General features: G+C 56.2%; 12 protein-coding genes and 3 pseudogenes. 9 read left to right on the top strand and 6 right to left on the bottom strand.

The genetic code is table 11. The features are described from left to right. Window positions 1-193 precede the first annotated feature (193 nt). Window positions 194-1,693 (top strand): annotated as a pseudogene (locus tag I9185_RS20185) (IS3 family transposase). Between the two features lie 75 nt (window positions 1,694-1,768). Here I9185_RS20185 and I9185_RS20180 read toward each other — a convergent pair. From I9185_RS20180 to acdA, 4 genes and pseudogenes are all read right to left on the bottom strand, one after another. Beyond that, a pseudogene (locus tag I9185_RS20180) lies at window positions 1,769-2,242 on the bottom strand (CoA transferase); the annotation flags it as partial. Next, window positions 2,239-2,991, bottom strand: a complete 753-nt coding sequence (locus tag I9185_RS20175; protein ID WP_210093924.1) for an aminotransferase class I/II-fold pyridoxal phosphate-dependent enzyme — start codon at window positions 2,989-2,991, stop codon at window positions 2,239-2,241. The pseudogene I9185_RS20180 and the gene I9185_RS20175, both read right to left, overlap by 4 nt. Then, complete coding sequence (locus I9185_RS20170) at window positions 2,978-4,600, bottom strand: thiamine pyrophosphate-binding protein (RefSeq protein ID WP_171636609.1); 1,623 nt, start codon at window positions 4,598-4,600, stop codon at window positions 2,978-2,980. The genes I9185_RS20175 and I9185_RS20170 overlap by 14 nt, the downstream gene beginning before the upstream one ends. Window positions 4,601-4,608: 8 nt before the next feature. After that, window positions 4,609-5,826 carry a 3-sulfinopropanoyl-CoA desulfinase gene (acdA, locus tag I9185_RS20165; protein WP_210093923.1) on the bottom strand — a complete coding sequence of 406 codons (1,218 nt, stop codon included), beginning with the start codon at window positions 5,824-5,826 and terminating at the stop codon, window positions 4,609-4,611. A gap of 94 nt (window positions 5,827-5,920) precedes the next feature. On the opposite strand from acdA, the gene I9185_RS20160 reads away from it, so the two are divergent. After that, on the top strand, window positions 5,921-6,790 hold the full coding sequence (locus I9185_RS20160; RefSeq protein ID WP_210093922.1) for a LysR family transcriptional regulator: 870 nt from the start codon (window positions 5,921-5,923) through the stop codon (window positions 6,788-6,790). A gap of 348 nt (window positions 6,791-7,138) precedes the next feature. Here I9185_RS20160 and I9185_RS20155 read toward each other — a convergent pair whose 3' ends face one another. Further along, window positions 7,139-7,693, bottom strand: a complete 555-nt coding sequence (locus I9185_RS20155) for a cupin domain-containing protein (protein WP_171636604.1) — start codon at window positions 7,691-7,693, stop codon at window positions 7,139-7,141. A 155-nt stretch (window positions 7,694-7,848) separates the two neighbouring features. Between I9185_RS20155 and I9185_RS20150 the strand changes: the two genes are divergently transcribed. From I9185_RS20150 to I9185_RS20120, 7 genes are all read left to right on the top strand, one after another. Beyond that, window positions 7,849-9,171 (top strand): aspartate aminotransferase family protein, encoded by a 1,323-nt coding sequence (locus tag I9185_RS20150; protein WP_210093921.1) that lies wholly within the window; start codon window positions 7,849-7,851, stop codon window positions 9,169-9,171. Window positions 9,172-9,205: 34 nt separating this feature from the next. Continuing rightward, window positions 9,206-10,717: a CoA-acylating methylmalonate-semialdehyde dehydrogenase gene (locus I9185_RS20145; protein ID WP_245223653.1), complete on the top strand. Its 1,512-nt coding sequence runs from the start codon at window positions 9,206-9,208 to the stop codon at window positions 10,715-10,717. A gap of 25 nt (window positions 10,718-10,742) precedes the next feature. Next, entirely contained in the window at window positions 10,743-11,852 is a 1,110-nt protein-coding gene (ald, locus tag I9185_RS20140; protein WP_210093920.1) for an alanine dehydrogenase, read from the top strand. A 103-nt stretch (window positions 11,853-11,955) separates the two neighbouring features. After that, window positions 11,956-12,945, top strand: coding sequence for a TRAP transporter substrate-binding protein DctP (dctP, locus tag I9185_RS20135; protein ID WP_171636643.1), 990 nt, complete (start codon window positions 11,956-11,958; stop codon window positions 12,943-12,945). Between the two features lie 39 nt (window positions 12,946-12,984). Then, window positions 12,985-13,632: a TRAP transporter small permease subunit gene (locus I9185_RS20130; RefSeq protein ID WP_245218091.1), complete on the top strand. Its 648-nt coding sequence runs from the start codon at window positions 12,985-12,987 to the stop codon at window positions 13,630-13,632. Beyond that, window positions 13,629-14,921, top strand: a complete 1,293-nt coding sequence (locus tag I9185_RS20125) for a TRAP transporter large permease (protein WP_171725186.1) — start codon at window positions 13,629-13,631, stop codon at window positions 14,919-14,921. Before I9185_RS20130 ends, I9185_RS20125 begins: the two co-directional genes overlap by 4 nt. A 141-nt stretch (window positions 14,922-15,062) precedes the next feature. After that, entirely contained in the window at window positions 15,063-15,473 is a 411-nt protein-coding gene (locus I9185_RS20120; protein WP_171176310.1) for a universal stress protein, read from the top strand. Window positions 15,474-15,556: 83 nt separating this feature from the next. On the opposite strand, the pseudogene I9185_RS20115 reads toward I9185_RS20120, so the two are convergent. Further along, window positions 15,557-15,658 (bottom strand): annotated as a pseudogene (locus I9185_RS20115) (IS5/IS1182 family transposase); the annotation flags it as partial. Window positions 15,659-15,781 lie beyond the last annotated feature (123 nt).

The following is a 15,781-nucleotide window of genomic DNA, read 5'->3' as shown; positions in this document are numbered from 1 at the left end:
GCGCGTGTTCTTCATATCCCAACTCGGCAACGCGGCTTTGGTTGGGCAGTTCGATTTGTCTGACGTCAGCACCAATGGGACAGTTCAGGTCGATTTGATAAGAGAGGTTTTCTGGCTCATCGTAACCGCCAAGGAGTGGAGATGAGATAGGTCAAAGCGTTAAGCGTTTGATCCAGTGGATCAAACGTAGCGCATGACCGGAACCAAGCAGAGCAACGGCGAGAAAGTTGTCAAAGACAACTGCCGCGCGACGCGCAAGCAGTATTCAGCGGAAGAGAAGATCAAGGTCGCACTGGACGGCCTGAAGGGCGAGGACAGCATTGCAGAGCTGTGTCGCCGCGAGGGCATAGCGCAGAGCCTCTACTACAGCTGGTCCAAGGAGTTCCTGGAAGCCGGCAAGAAACGTCTGGCCGGCGACACGGCACGTGCTGCGACATCGACCGAGGTCAAAGACCTACGGCGGGAATCCCGCGATCTGAAAGAAGTTGTTGCAGAACAGGCCCTGGAGCTTCGCCTGCTCAAAAAAGCATGATCGCGCCCTCTCGGCAGCATGCTTTACATGCGCCTGTCAGGTGACAGATAGGGACGACGACGCATGAGATATCTGTCACCCGGCAGTCGCTGTCTGCAGCGATGAGAGGGCCGCATCCGAAAAACTGGAGATCATCCGCCTCGTCGAAGGTTCGCATCTCCCGACCAAGCGCACTTTGGAGAAGCTGGGCATCTCGAAGACCACCTTCTATCGCTGGTATGACCGATATCTGTCGGGTGGTCCTAAGGCGCTTGAGGATCGCAGTCCCAAGCCATCACGGGTCTGGAACCGTATTCCGCAGCCAATGCGTGAGAAGAATGAGCCATTGGAACGCCATTGGTCCGAGAGACAATGGCGAATGACCTGGCTCTGAAGGAAAGCGATCTGTCGCCGCGCGAACTGGCCGTGCAATTCACCGACACGGAAAAGTACTTTGTGTCAGAGGGTAAGGAGGATCAGTGATCTGTCCAGTGGACGGATCACCCGACGAACGGGTATCGCATTCTCAAGTCTTACGACCTGATCACCAGCCCGGCCTATGTGGTTCCATCGGCGGCCGACGAGTCCCGGGACAAAACCACTCGGCCGAACCAACTCTGGCAGACCGACTTCACTTACCTGAAGGTGGTCGGCTGGGGCTGGTTCTATCTATCGACCATCCTCGATGATTACAGCCGCTACATCATCGACTGGAAGCTCTGCACGACGATGAAGGCCAGTGATGTCACCGATACGCTGGACCTGGCTTTGCAGGCTTCGGGCTGTGCCCAGGCGACCGTCTTCCACAAGCCACGGCTGCTCAGTGATAACGGATCCAGTTATATCTCTGGTGAACTTGTTGAATGGCTGGAAGATCAGGAAATGGATCATGTCCGAGGGGCGCCATACCATCCGCAAACTCAGGGAAAGATCGAGCGCTGGCACCAGACCTTGAAGAACCGCATCTTGCTGGAAAACTACTACCTGCCCGGTGATCTCCGGCAAAAGATCGATGCTTTCGTCGATCACTACAACCACCGGCGCTATCACGAGAGCCTGAAAAACCTCACCCCGGCCGATGTCTACTTCGAGCGCGGCCACACCGTTCTGAAACAACGAGAAAGGATCAAACGGAAGACAATCGAAACCCGGCGATTGCTTCACCGCAAAACCGCCGCATAATCAAACCAAACAGATGCGCCTGATCCTCTCTTAGCTCAGGCCGCCATCTGTCCCAAAAATCCCTGACGACGGACACATGATCCCACCATAGGCTTGCGCCATAAGGTCATAGCCCGGTTTGCTGGCATTCGGTCCCGTCTGGCCGAAGCCGGAGATCGAGCAATAGACAAGACCTGGAGAGATCGTGGACAGGCTCTCATAGTCGAGGCCAAATTTCTTCAGCGCGCCGGGTTTGAAGTTTTCGACCAAAACGTCAGACACGGCTGCGAGTTGCTTGATCGCCTCCTGCCCCTCGGCGCTTGCAAGATCGATGGCGATGGATCGTTTGCTCCTATTGGCGCAATCAAAATAAGCGCTGAGGTCCGCGACATTACTTTCCAACTCATCGAAGAAAGGCGGCCCCCAGCTTCTGGTGTCATCCCCGGCCGTGAGAGGATTTTCGACCTTGATGACATCCGCTCCCATATCCGCAAGAAGCTGCGTGCATGTGGGACCGGCCAGAATGCCAATGAGATCGAGGACCCTCAGTCCCGAAAGAAGACCCGTCATGCCGCGACCCTCAGAGACCCGACCGTGGCCTTGATGCGGACGCACGCGGATCGAAGGTCCTCCTCGGATGCAGCCGTCGAGATACGGATATGGGGCAACAACCCAAAGGCAGCGCCCGGAACGGTCGACGGATGGTGTTTGTCCAAAAGCCAAGCGCTGACCGCAGTGTCGTCTTTCAAAACCGCGCCGTCGCGTGTGGTTTGACCGATGAGGCCTCCAACATGCGGGAAGACATAGAAAGCACCTTCCGGTCGCAAACAGAAGATGCCGTCGATCCCGTTCAGCGCATCAACGACGATGTTGCGGCGGTGTTCGAAGCTTTTTGCGCGGTCTGCAAAAAACTCCGCCGGACCATCAAGTGCCGCAACCGACGCCGCTTGTGAGATGGAACAGGCATGTGTGCTGCTCTGACCTTGGACCACATTCATTGCCACGATCAGGGATGCCGGACCCGCGCCGTAGCCGATGCGCCACCCGGTCATTGCAAAGACCTTCGAGACGCCGTTGACCAGCAAAGTTCTTGGTTTCAGGTCAGGAGCAACATTTAGGATCGAGACGAAACGGTGATCATCGAACATCAGATGCTCGTAAATGTCGTCACTCAGAACCCAGACATGGGGGTGGCGGCGCAACACCTCCGCAATAGCAGAGAGCTGCGCTTTCAAAGCGCGGGCCTTAGCGACGAGCCCCATGATCATCGAGGGCGCGACTGCCGCGAGGCGGTCTGCACGCATATCAGATCCGTCCATCGTATGCCCCCCGATCAATCACCGCAGCAATGACTGTGAAACTGTCCGCGCTCCGAGCTGCCATGAGTGCAGCCTTCAGTTCTTCGGCGTTGCCAACGGTATGCCCGCTGCCTCCGAAGGCTTCGGCCAATCGGGCAAAGTCGTGCTTGTCGAAATCGACGCCCGCGTTCTTGAGCTGACGGCCGCGCTGTTTGATTTCAATCAGCGCGAGGCTGGCGTCCACAAAGACCACGAAAATGGTCTTCAACCCAAGTTCCGCTGCTGTCGACAATTCGCCCGCGACCATCAGCATGCCGGCATCACCGGAAAAAGACACGACGGTTCGCTCGGGCTCGATCAGGGAGGCACCCATTGCGAGCGGAACCGCGCAGCCCATCGTGCAGAGAGCAGACGACTGCAACAGGCCCTTAGGCGCGTAGCAGGACCACTTCTGGGATAGCAGAATCCGGTGCGCGCCGGAATCGACGGTAGCGACAGTGTTCTTTGGCAGCACGTCGCGACAGGTATCGATGACCACACCAGGTCCCCACGCCTCCGTCTCGGCAACGGCCTTGGTCAGGCTGTCACGCACGTCGTCGATCCCGCCCCCCGACCAGCTCGGCGTTGTCGCAATGCAATCTGACATAGCGTCCAACGTTAGTCCGACATGGCTGACGAGTTGGAGGGTCGATTGGTGCATGTAGTGGGTGTTGGGCTCGGCGGTGATGTCGATGACATTGACAATTTCAGGGTCCCAGACATCGCGCCACCCAACCCGCATTTCGATTGGGTCGTAGCCAGCACAGATGATCAGATCAGCCTCCTTCACAAAGGGCAGTAGGATATCATCGTTCTTTGGCGACAGGCCCGCTCCGCCAAGGCAGAGCGGATGATCTTCCGCGATGATGCCTTTGGCTTTGTAAGTCGTAATGACCGGTACGTTATGCGCTTCGCAAAAACGCAAAACAGCGGCGCTCGCATTGTCCTTGAGCGCATCCAGGCCAGCGATCATCACGGGTCGCTTGGAAGACGCGAGCCATGAGCGGGCCAGCGTGAGATCATCTTCCCCAGGAACAACCGCGCTGACCTTGGCCCGGCGGCGCATCTCAACGGGTCCAGGCTTTGCATCGGCCACGGAGATCGGGACGTCGATGTGAACAGGACCGTCCCGGCCATCCGTTGCAATCGCAACGGCCTTGTCTGCAATCGTATCCGCTCCATCCGCAGTCAGCACGAAGCTCGCCTTGGTGATGGGACGGAATACAGCCTGATGATCTAAAACCTGATGGGTATAGGTCAGGGCTTCGGTTGCATCGACACAGCCCGTCAGGACGATCAAGGGCACGCGGTCTTGCTGTGCATTCGCGACGACATTGACGCCGTTGACAGCCCCCGGCCCGACTGTCGCCACCAGAATGCCGGGCGCGCCCGTCATGTGATGCGCGCCCTCGGCCATAAAGCCGGCACTGTTTTCGTGCTTGCACAGAATGAATTTGATACCGGCCGTTTTGAGCGCATCGACTATCGTCAGCACCTCGCCACCCGGCATACCAAATGCATGCCTGCAGCCAGCCTCGTAGAGCCGCCGCGCGACGAGGTCGGCGGCCCGAAGGTCTTTCTCAGTTTTCATAGGGTCTCCTATTCAGCCGCGAAGCGCGCTGCTGTCGTGAGGCGCGTATATCCGTCACGCGTCTGTGGTGTTTTGATCCCAAGAACGGTCCCGGCGATTTGAGTTCTCAGGACTTGCGCTGTTCCACCGCCAATGGTGAACATGCGCACATCCCGATACATCCGTTCCAACGGCTCGCGGTCGCAGTAGCCACGTGCACCGAACATCTGCAGCGCGTCACTGACGACTTTGATCGCCATCTCGGAGGCAAAGAGCTTGGCACGGGCGGCCATCGTCATGTCAGGGTATTGGCTGCCATTCGGGTTGCGCGACTGCGCCGCCTCATGCAACATCAGCCGCGCCGCATGGACCTGCGTGTCCATATCCGCGACCATCCATTGAAGGCCTTGGAACTCCGCAAGCGGACGCCCGAACTGCTCCCGCTCATGGAGGTAACGCTTGGCATGTTCGAGCGCCCCGGCGGCGACACCCATGGCGATGGTACCCGCGCCGACGCGTTGTGAATTGTAAGCATTCATGAGGTCGGCAAAGCCGCGCTTGAGGCCAGATGGCGGTTTGACCAACCACTTTTCTTCGATCTCGACATTCTCAAATCGAAGTTCCGCTTCCGGCATCCCGCAAAGGCCCATCGTATATTCGCGGCCCACCACGGCGAACCCTTTTGGCATCTCGCCCGAGAGTGGATCGGCATGAAGGATGAAACCGCCAATGCCTTGCTCGACACCCGCTTCATCGAGGACGCGGGCAAAGATGAGGTGGAGTTTTGACACGCCGCCGCCGGTGATCCAGTGCTTGGTGCCGTTGAGGATGTATCGATCACCCTGTTTGCGCGCCGTGGTCAGCATCTCAGTTGCAGCACTCCCGGCCTCAGGTTCGGTGATGCAAATCGCGGGTTTGTCGCCGGACAGAACATGGGACGCGCAAAAGGCTTTCTGCTCATCATTGCCGTAGCCCATGACTGCGCTGATGCCGCCCATATTGCCTTCGACAACGACGCGCGCCGTCAGCGTGCAGGCCTTGGCGATCTCTTCGACCACCATGGCCACGTCGAGAAAGCTTGCGCCCTGACCGCCATATTCCTTCGGAATTGACATCCCCATGATCCCGGCATCGGCGAGTTCACCAACGTTCTGCCAGCAGTAGACACGGGATTTGTCCCACTCTGCAGCGCGTTTCTCAAATCCCGGCACCAACTCTTTTGCGACGTCAACAAGCGGATGTGTCATGGCAAGTCCCTCATTCTCTTCTGGTCAGAATACGCTTGCTAAAGTCCAACACAATCGAATAAGATTGGATATCAAATACAGAGTTTCTTAAGTAATGCAGACACGTTCTCTCAGAACCCTGGTCCGCGTGTCCAAGGTCGGCTCCTTTGCGAAAGCAGCTGAGCAGCTGAACATGACTTTGTCCGCTCTTTCCATGCAGATGAAGGCTTTGGAAACGGAACTCGGCGTCGATCTCTTTGATCGCACCGTGCGGCCACCGCGCTTGACACCCATCGGACGAACCATCGTCGAGGCCGCGACGCCGCTGCTGCAACGCGAGGACAAGCTTCTCGATCTGTGCAGGCCCACGGATACTTTGGTTGGACATTTCCGGATCGGCTTTGTGACCTCCGCCGCCGTCCGACTGCTGCCTGACTTTCTGAAGAACGCCAAGCGCGATGCTCCACAGGCGACCTTCGCGTTTGAGACCGGGCTCTCAAAAGTGCTGCAGGATAAGGTTGTGAATGGACAACTCGACGCGGCGCTTGTCACGGATGCCGAAGGCGTTCCTGATGCGCTGTCAGAATTGGTGCTGAAGGAAGAACCTTTTGTTTTTGCGGCCCATGAAACCCTCCTAGTGGACGGCCTCACGGGTTTGCTGAGTGAGCAGCCCTTCTTTCACTTCATGCCCAACACGGGCATCGGGAAACTCATCGCAGGCGAAATGTTGAAGCATGACCGACCAAAGGAGTCCGAGACGATCGTTCTCGATAACCTGGAAGCCATCATGGAATGTGTCTCAGCGGGACTGGGATTTACGCTTCTGCCTGCACCGGACGTTGTCCGATATCGGTCCGCAGAGGTCAAAAGTATCCAACTTCCAAAGGCTTCGGCCAGAAAGCTGGTTCTCGCAACTGTGCGCGACGGCGCGTTGGCCGGACGCGAAGCAGCGCTTGCGGCTCTGTTTTCGGTCGACAATGCCTAAATGGTAGAGGTGTGAGGGCTGGTTCGAATCGTGCCGGAGGGGCACAAGCTTCGGAACAAGTTTCGAATTCAAGTAGTCGGTCCTGGCTATGCGGAGCCCTCGCCGTTAAGGACGGCCCAGAACCGACTTTGCGCACTTCGTTGGATTTCTGCAGCCGCGCACGCATTCCGGCCATTCACGGCAAGCGCGAAATCCGATAAGAATTCGCCGTTCGGGACCGCGTAAGAAAACCGACAATTGGCTCCTGGTTGTGAATGTCGACTTCATCTCGACATTACGAGTTGGTTGTCGAATTTCACCATTCCGCGAAATATTGAAAACGCTCACAAAAGAGCTCTTGTGGTTCAGTCAGAACGACGAAGGTGTGCATGCGCTGATCACCTTGCACGGCGCATCACCGGCATTCCGAAACCTGTGTGGCAAAATGCTTGAGAAGTAATACGCATCACCTGGCCCCAGCACCCTCGACTGCCCATCAACCGTGACTTCAAGACGGCCCTCTATCACAACCGCGCATTCCTCACCTTCGTGAGACAGTTCAGCTCGCCCCGAGTCGGCACCTACTTCGTACTCCTCGATTAGCATCTGTAATTTTCTGTCTCGGCGCTCACCTGCGACAAGCAAATAGGAAACTCCGGTTGAACCAAGGTCGCGCATTCTTTCGTGCGGATAAAAAAACGACTCCTCGTTCTGCAATTCGAAACTGAAGAAAAAACCCAAGTTGACATCGACTGCGGCAAGGATCTTTTTTAGCAGCGCCACGGAAGGTTGAGTTGATCCACTCTCGATCTGAGAAATCGTTCCGCTACCCACTCCTGCGCGTTTCGCCATTTCGCGTTGACTGAGGCCTTTGGTCGTTCGAATCAACTTTAGACGACGGGCTGTTTCGAGATCTGATGACATAACCGTTACTCCAGTGCTTTCCCGCTTTGGATCGAAAGCATTCTAAGGGCGCAACGATTTTTTTCAATAACTTACAGATTAAAACAAAGCCGGGTATGCGGAAGGCGCGAACTCTGCAAAGATTTGTCATCAAATGAAAATCTGCTTCACGAGGAATGTACGTGCTCGATCAACCCAACACAATGTCATCGTTTTGGATGCCGTTTTCGGCCAATCGTGATTTCCTTCGCGAGCCCCGGATGATCCAATCGGCTGAAGGAATGTATTACACCAGTTCCGATGGTCGGAAGATCATGGATGGCACCGCCGGACTGTGGTGCGTCAACGCGGGCCACCGGGATCCGCTGATCGTAGAAGCCGTGCAGAAGCAGGTGCACGAGTTGGACTATGCGCCGAATTTCCAGTTCTCCCACCCTCAGGCGTTTGAGTTGTCGGCAAAGCTGACCGCGATGATGCCTGAGGGAATGAATCACGCCTTCTTCACCAACTCAGGCTCCGAGTCCGTCGATACGGCGCTCAAGATCGCACTGCATTACCATCGGATGCGAGGCGATGGAGCGCGCACCCGCCTGATCGGGCGCGAGCGCGGGTATCATGGCACAGGGTTTGGTGGCATTTCGGTTGGCGGCATCGTCAAGAACCGCATGCATTTTGGCACGCTCCTGACCGGTGTTGATCATCTACGTCACACGCATGATCTGGAGAAAAACGCATTCTCTCGCGGTTGCCCGCAACACGGGGCAGAGTTGGCGGACGATCTGGAGCGTTTGGTTGCTTTGCATGACGCCTCGACCATTGCGGCTGTGATCGTCGAACCAATGGCCGGTTCAACCGGTGTGCTTCTGCCACCGAAAGGATACTTGAAGCGACTGCGTGAGATCTGCGACCGACATGGCATTCTGCTGATCTTCGACGAGGTAATCACTGCATTTGGTCGTCTGGGTGCGGCGACGGCATCAGATTATTTTGATGTAAAGCCAGACATCATCACGACCGCCAAAGGCCTGACCAACGGCGTAATTCCGATGGGTGCGGTCATTGTGTCCGATAAGATCTACGACTCGGCGATGGAAAACGCCGATGCGCCGATCGAACTGTTCCATGGCTATACCTATTCCGCAAATCCGGTGTCCTGTGCCGCCGCGCTGGCAGCTTTGAAGAGCTATGAACAGAACGACCTGTTCCGCCGCGCCGCGTTGCTATCGCAGCCTTGGGAGGATCAGCTTCACAGCCTTAAAGGGCTGCCGAATGTGATCGATATTCGCAACCTGGGACTGGTTGGCGCAATTGAACTCGCCCCACGAGAAGGCGCGCCGGGTGCACGGGGCTATGATGCAATGAAGCGGGCCTGGGATGCCGGAATAATGATCCGTGTCACCGGCGACATCATCGCCTTGTCGCCACCACTGATCATCTCGGAACCTGAAATAACGACACTCTGTCAAACACTCGGAGAAGTATTGGCTGACCTGCCATAGTCCCTGACTTCTAACCCCAAAAAGGACTGACATCATGAAAGATGCATCCCCGATCGCTTTGATCGGCCACTACATTAATGGCCAAATCACTGCTCCATCCGGTGAAAATACTCAGCCGGTTTTCAATCCCGCAACCGGAGCGCAAACCGGCGAGGTGTCGCTGGCGAACGTCCAGACAGTCGACGACGCAGTGGCCGCCGCCAAAGCAGCGTTCCCGAAGTGGTCGAACACTCCGCCGATCCGCCGTGCACGTCTTATGAACAACTTTCTGGCTCTGGTGCGTGAGCACAAGGACGAATTGGCGCGCGCCATCACCGTCGAGCACGGCAAGGTTTTCACCGACGCCCAAGGCGAGGTTGAGCGCGGTATTGATATCATCGAGTTTGCCTGCGGCATCCCGCAACTCCTCAAGGGCGATTACACGGAGCAGGTCTCCACTGGCATGGACAACTGGACCACGCGTCAGGCGTTGGGGGTTGTCGCCGGGATCACTCCCTTCAACTTCCCGGTCATGGTGCCGATGTGGATGTTCCCGATCGCCATCGCCGCAGGCAATACCTTTATCCTGAAGCCGTCTCCGACCGATCCGTCGGCCTCTCTGCTGTACGCGGATCTGATGCAGAAGGCCGGTTTCCCTGATGGTGTGTTCAACGTCGTACAAGGTGACAAGGTCGCCGTGGACGCGTTGTTGGAGAACGACGACGTCAAGGCCGTGTCCTTCGTCGGTTCCACCCCGATTGCGAACTATATCTACGAAGTTGGTGCTCGGCACGGCAAACGGGTTCAGGCTCTGGGTGGCGCAAAGAACCACATGCTGGTGATGCCCGATGCCGACATGAACAAGGCTGCCGACGCCCTGATTGGTGCGGCCTTCGGGTCGGCGGGCGAACGCTGCATGGCGATTTCTGTTGCCCTGTTGGTTGGCGATGCCGCCGACAAGCTGATGCCGGTCCTGAAAGAGCGCGCCGAAACTCTGAAGATCAAGAATGGCCTTGAACTGGACGCCGAGATGGGCCCGATTGTCACCGCCGCTGCGCGTGATCGGATCAAAGGCTACATCGACTCTGGTGTTGCAGAGGGTGCTGACCTGCTAGTCGATGGTCGCGACTATACCGTCGAAGGGCACGAAGAAGGGTTCTTCCTGGGCGGCACCCTGTTCGACAACGTCACGCCCGACATGAAGATCTACAAGGAAGAGATCTTTGGCCCCGTCCTGTCCTGCGTCCGCGTCTCGAACTTTGCCGAAGGCCTTCAACTGATCAACGACCACGAGTTCGGCAACGGCGTGTCACTGTTCACCCGTGACGGCAACGTTGCGCGTGAGTTCGGCAAACAGGTTCAGGTCGGCATGGTCGGCGTCAACGTCCCGATCCCGGTTCCGATGGCATGGCACGGCTTTGGCGGCTGGAAGAAGAGCCTTTTCGGCGACATGCACGCCTATGGCGAAGAGGGCGTTCGTTTCTACACCAAGCAGAAATCCATCATGCAGCGCTGGCCCGAGAGCATCTCGGAAGGTGCCGAATTCGTCATGCCAACGGCAAAATGATCATCCGATCCAAGGAGTGAAGAAAATGTTCATTGGTGTTCCCAAGGAAATCAAGAACCATGAATATCGGGTTGGCCTGACCCCCGAAAGCGTCGCGGAACTGGTTTCTCATGGTCACAACGTCATCGTGGAAACCAATGCCGGCATCGGCATCGGCGCGGATGATGATGCGTACCGGGCCGCGGGCGCAGAGATCGCCGAAACCGCAGCCGATATCTTTGCCAATGCAGAGATGATCGTGAAGGTGAAGGAACCTCAGGCTGTGGAACGCCCCATGCTGCGCGAAGGTCAAATCCTATACACCTATTTGCATCTGGCCCCCGACCCGGAACAGACCAAAGATCTGGTCAACTCGGGCGCTGTCTGCATCGCTTACGAGACAGTCACCGACGATAATGGCGGTCTGCCCCTGCTGAAACCGATGAGCCAGGTTGCCGGTCGCATGTCGATCCAGGCCGGTGCCAGCGCTTTGGAGAAAGCAAAGGGCGGTCTGGGCGTATTGCTAGGCGGGGTGCCCGGCGTGAAGCCCGGCAAAGTTGTGGTCATCGGTGGCGGTGTTGTTGGGTTCAATGCGGCTCAGATGGCTGTTGGCTTGCACGCGGACGTGACCATTCTAGACCGCAATCCGGCAGTTCTTGAGAAGTTGGAGAACCATTTCGAGGCGTCCGCCAAGGTTGTCTATTCGACCAAGGCTGCGCTGGAGGAAGAAGTCACCAATGCCGATCTGGTTGTGGGCGCGGTTCTGATCCCGGGTGCCGCTGCACCCAAGCTGGTCACGCGCGAGCTGATCTCGAAAATGAAACCCGGTGCGGTCGTCGTGGACGTGGCGATCGATCAGGGCGGCTGCTTTGAAACGTCCAAAGCCACCACTCACGCAGAGCCCACGTATGTTGTCGACGATGTTGTTCACTACTGCGTCGCCAACATGCCGGGCGCAGTCGCCCGAACGTCGACCTATGCACTGAATAACGTCACGCTGCCGCATGCTCTGGCCATTGCCAACAATGGGTGGAAGCAAGCACTCGCAGACAATCGTCACCTTATGAACGGACTGAACGTGGCCCACGGGAAGGTGACATACAAAGCTGTGGCCGATGATCTTGGATATGAGTTCATCGCCCCGGAACTTTGCTGAATTGAAGCAAAGAAACGTCCCGCCGCGCGCAATGCGGCGGGAGACCCACCACTGAGGAGGAAACCTAATGATTACGAAGATTAACCGCCGCGCCCTTGGCGCGATGGGTGCCGCGGCTTTGCTTGCTGCAACCACAATCTCAACAGAAGCCGCAGCAGAAGACATGACTCTGCGCTTTGCCGGTGTGTTCCCGATTGACCATCAGGGCACGAAAATGATGGAGCAGGTCGCAGCGGATGTCGCGGCAGCAGACGTCGGCTTGAAGATCGAAGTATTCCCGGCAAACCAACTGGGTTCGGGTGAGGCGCTGTTCGAAGATGTTGCGCGCGGTAATATCGACCTGGCATCGGCGTTCATCTATGCCGATACCGATCCGCGTTTGGAATTCCTGTCAATGCCGTTCCTGCTGGGCGGCTGGGATGACATGGAAAGCACGCTTTTGAACATGGATTCCGAGTTCAACACCATCCTGCAAGAGATCACCGACGAATACGGTGTTCGCGTGATGGCACAGAATCCGGAGGGGTTCATCGGTATCGTTGCTTCGCAAGAGCCCGACAACTGGAATACCTTTGACGACAAAGGCATGAACATTCGTGTCTGGTCGTCCAGCGTCGTGAAGTCGATGGTCGAAGAACTGGGTTACCAGGCGACCACCATGGCATGGGGCGACATTTTCCCCGCACTTCAGGCCGGCATTGTCGATGGGGCCATCTGCTGCACCAAGACTGCGACCTACTCGATCTTCGCAAAGTCGGATGTTGGCACTCACTTTGTCGAATACAACTCGATCTCAGAGCTGACAACTTTCTATGCGTCGCAGCGGACGCTCGACAAGTTGAACGACGAACAGCGTGCCGCGCTGCAGGCCGCGATGACCAAGGCGTCCGAAGACTTCTTTGCCTACAACCGTGAGAATGACGAGGTGTTCGGCCAGAAACTACTCGACAAAGGCTACACCATCCTGCGCCTGAGCGACGAAGAACAAGCTGCGATGGCCGCTCATGTCCAGGAAACGGTCTGGCCCGCGATGGCACAAAACGTCGGTCAGGACATCATCGACCGCCTGCTGGCAGCAAAGGAACAGCAATAAACACTGAGAAGAAGGGCCAGCAGATCAGCTGGCCCTTCTTTGGTTTTTGGCGCAACAAAGGGAGGGAGAAAGATGTCTAGTTCTGAAGCTGAACGTCCGTTGGTCGTCGAAAGTGCAGAAAAGAAGAGCTCGCAAAAAATCACTGACGAGTTGCCGGTTATTATAGGATATCCGCTGAAAGCAGTGGCCTTTGTCATGAGGCAGATCGTTATGTTTGCCGGTTTCCTGATGGCTTTCACATTTGGGGCAGTTGTTGTCATTCGCTATGGATTTGGCGGTGATCTGTTTGCCTACGAAGAGTGGCTTTTGGGCATTAGCATCATCGGGTTTTTTGCAGGCGCAGTGCTGGCCTCTGCCCGCAACCTGCATATCAACGCGGACATTCTGGGCATTGTAATCCAAAACCCCCGGTTGATCTGGTGGCGCGGCTTTGTCGTCCTGACCGTTGAGGTGCTGGTGATCCTGTTTCTCATGTATGCGTGCTACGTTTCGCTGCTTGATGACTTCTCATTTCCGCGGTTGCGCGCAACCCCGGTGCTGCGCATTCCATTTGTGACCTGGCGGATCGCAATCATGATTGCCTTTGGCCTCATGGCAACGTTCACGGCGGCATACTTGTACGTACACATCCGCAAGGGGCTCGGGCTTCCCCTGAGATCAGAAATGCAAAAAGGAGAAACCCAATGATCATCGGAGGAAGTCTCCTTATTGTCTGCTTAATGCTGCTGTTGGGCGTTAGCGTTTACGTGGCATTCGGATCGGTCTTGATTTTCATCGCAATTGTTGGAGATCAATCCATCACCGGCTACCTGCCGACCGGCTCTACAGGCATCCGTTCATTGGTGCTTTTAGCGATCCCGCTCTTCATGATCGCTGGTGGCATCATGGAAAAAGGCAAAATTGCCGCCCCTCTTGTCTCGTTGGCTGAAATGTTCATTGGCCATATCAAAGGGGGATTGAGCGCGGCAGGAGTACTGGCCTGCGGTGTGTTCGGCTCTATCTCCGGCAGTGCGAACGCAACGCTGACCTGTATTGGCGGCATCATGATGCCCCACCTTAAAAAGGCCAACTATCCGGGTGGGCAATCTGCGGCTTTGATCGTAGCGGCCAGCCCCTTAGGTCTGTTGATCCCACCGAGTTCGTCGCACATCCTTTATGGCTGGGTCGCACAGCAGCATGTACTAAAGTGCTTCTTGTCCACGGTCATTCCGGCGATCATCCTGATCACGCTATTGATAATCGTTAATCAGTTCATGCTGCGGAAGTATGACGACATTAACCTGACGGAACGTCCTAAACCGTTTCTGCCGACATTCGGAGTTCAGGCGCGCCTGGCCGGACCTGCGCTTATGATGCCTCTGATCATTCTGGGCGGAATCTATGGCGGTATCATGACACCGACCGAAGCCGCCGGTATCGCAGTGGTCTACTCGATCCCAATCGCGATCTACTTCTATCGTGGCCTGACCTGGAAAACTCTGGCCCAGACCATCCAGAATTCCGGTGTTACGATTGGTGTGGTCATGGTCATGATCTTCATGGTTCTGATCGTGTCGGACAACCTGATCTCGCAGGGTGCCCCTCAGTTGGCCAAAGATCTGGTCTATTCCGTTTCGGACAATCCGGTCGTCATCCTTCTGATGATCAACGTCGTGATGATCCTGATCGGGATGCTGATGGACGATATCTCGGGTTTGCTGCTGGCGACACCGATCTTGCTGCCCATCGCGCAGAGCACTGGAATGGATCCGATCCATTTTGCGGCTGTGATTGGCGTGAACCTGGGTATGGCGAACATCACCCCTCCAACTGCGCCGCTGCTTTACCTTGGAGCTCAGGTCTGTGATGAGCCGGTTTCGCGCATGCTGTGGCCGACTTTGATCTTCATTGTCTTTGCATGGCTTCCGACGCTGATGCTGACGACTTTTGTACCAGAGTTGGCTCTCTTCCTGCCTGATCTCCTGCTCAGCCGGTAGTGGCAAGAAAGCGCAAAAGCCCAAGACGAAATAGCACGCACCCCAACTTTCGGCTGGGGTGCCTGAGCGCCCTCCTAAAGATGAAGTGGGAGAGGCCAGTTCGCAGAAGAAAACTGAAAACCAAAAACACGGAGGTTTAAAATGTACAAAAATATTCTAGTCGCGCTGTCGCTGGAGCATGGCATCAGTGAACACGCGCTTGCGGCGGCACATGCCCTTGTATCCGAAGGTGGAAAAATCACTGCCGCGCATATCCATGAGCCCCCAAACAGACAGATAATGTACTATATGGATGAAGGGATTGCAGAAAAATCTCTCCAGAAAGCAAAGGCGCGCTTGGCCGAGCGCCTTACAAGTGAGACCGACGTGTCGTCTATCCTGCTCGAGAGCCAATCGGCAGGTCGCGCAATCACCGAATACGCCAACAAACATGGCATCGACTGTATCGTCCTCGCTTCACATAAACCTGGGATGAAAGAGTTCTTTTTGGGTTCCACGGCTGCTCTCGTTGTTCGCCATGCTCAGTGTTCGGTGCATGTACTACGTCTGTGACGCTGGCACCCACAATATTTAGCAACTTTGCCCTGAGAAATCTGCGGTGATAAGCACGTCTCAATGCGACCTGGGGTCAGGATTCATAACCAATAGATGACGGTTGCTGCAAGTGCGATTGCGGAGAGGAAGACTTTGGGACAGCGATCATAACGTGTCGCTACGCGCCTCCAGTCCTTGAGCCTATTGGGCCTCCATAGAAGTGCGCGCAAACCATGCCGCTCAGCAGGATAAGTTCAGCCAGAAGGTTCTGTCGCAAACTTTGTTCCCACCTGTCAGGTCAAGCTTAGTTTTGGTAGCGCATGCTC

Source organism: Ruegeria sp. HKCCSP346 (assembly GCF_017872595.1).
In the GTDB taxonomy this organism is placed as follows: domain Bacteria; phylum Pseudomonadota; class Alphaproteobacteria; order Rhodobacterales; family Rhodobacteraceae; genus Ruegeria.
Note: the sequence above shows the minus strand (reverse complement) of the source record. Positions and strands in the feature narration are given on the sequence as shown.

Coding starts and splice junctions, on each gene's coding strand:
- ald (WP_210093920.1), top strand. CDS start 10,743: ATGTTCATTGGTGTTCCCAAGGAAATCAAGAACCATGAATATCGGGTT.
- acdA (WP_210093923.1), bottom strand. CDS start 5,826: ATGACACATCCGCTTGTTGACGTCGCAAAAGAGTTGGTGCCGGGATTT.
- I9185_RS20120 (WP_171176310.1), top strand. CDS start 15,063: ATGTACAAAAATATTCTAGTCGCGCTGTCGCTGGAGCATGGCATCAGT.
- I9185_RS20125 (WP_171725186.1), top strand. CDS start 13,629: ATGATCATCGGAGGAAGTCTCCTTATTGTCTGCTTAATGCTGCTGTTG.
- I9185_RS20145 (WP_245223653.1), top strand. CDS start 9,206: ATGAAAGATGCATCCCCGATCGCTTTGATCGGCCACTACATTAATGGC.
- I9185_RS20170 (WP_171636609.1), bottom strand. CDS start 4,600: ATGAAAACTGAGAAAGACCTTCGGGCCGCCGACCTCGTCGCGCGGCGG.
- dctP (WP_171636643.1), top strand. CDS start 11,956: ATGGGTGCCGCGGCTTTGCTTGCTGCAACCACAATCTCAACAGAAGCC.
- I9185_RS20150 (WP_210093921.1), top strand. CDS start 7,849: ATGTACGTGCTCGATCAACCCAACACAATGTCATCGTTTTGGATGCCG.
- I9185_RS20155 (WP_171636604.1), bottom strand. CDS start 7,693: ATGTCATCAGATCTCGAAACAGCCCGTCGTCTAAAGTTGATTCGAACG.
- I9185_RS20175 (WP_210093924.1), bottom strand. CDS start 2,991: ATGGACGGATCTGATATGCGTGCAGACCGCCTCGCGGCAGTCGCGCCC.
- I9185_RS20160 (WP_210093922.1), top strand. CDS start 5,921: ATGCAGACACGTTCTCTCAGAACCCTGGTCCGCGTGTCCAAGGTCGGC.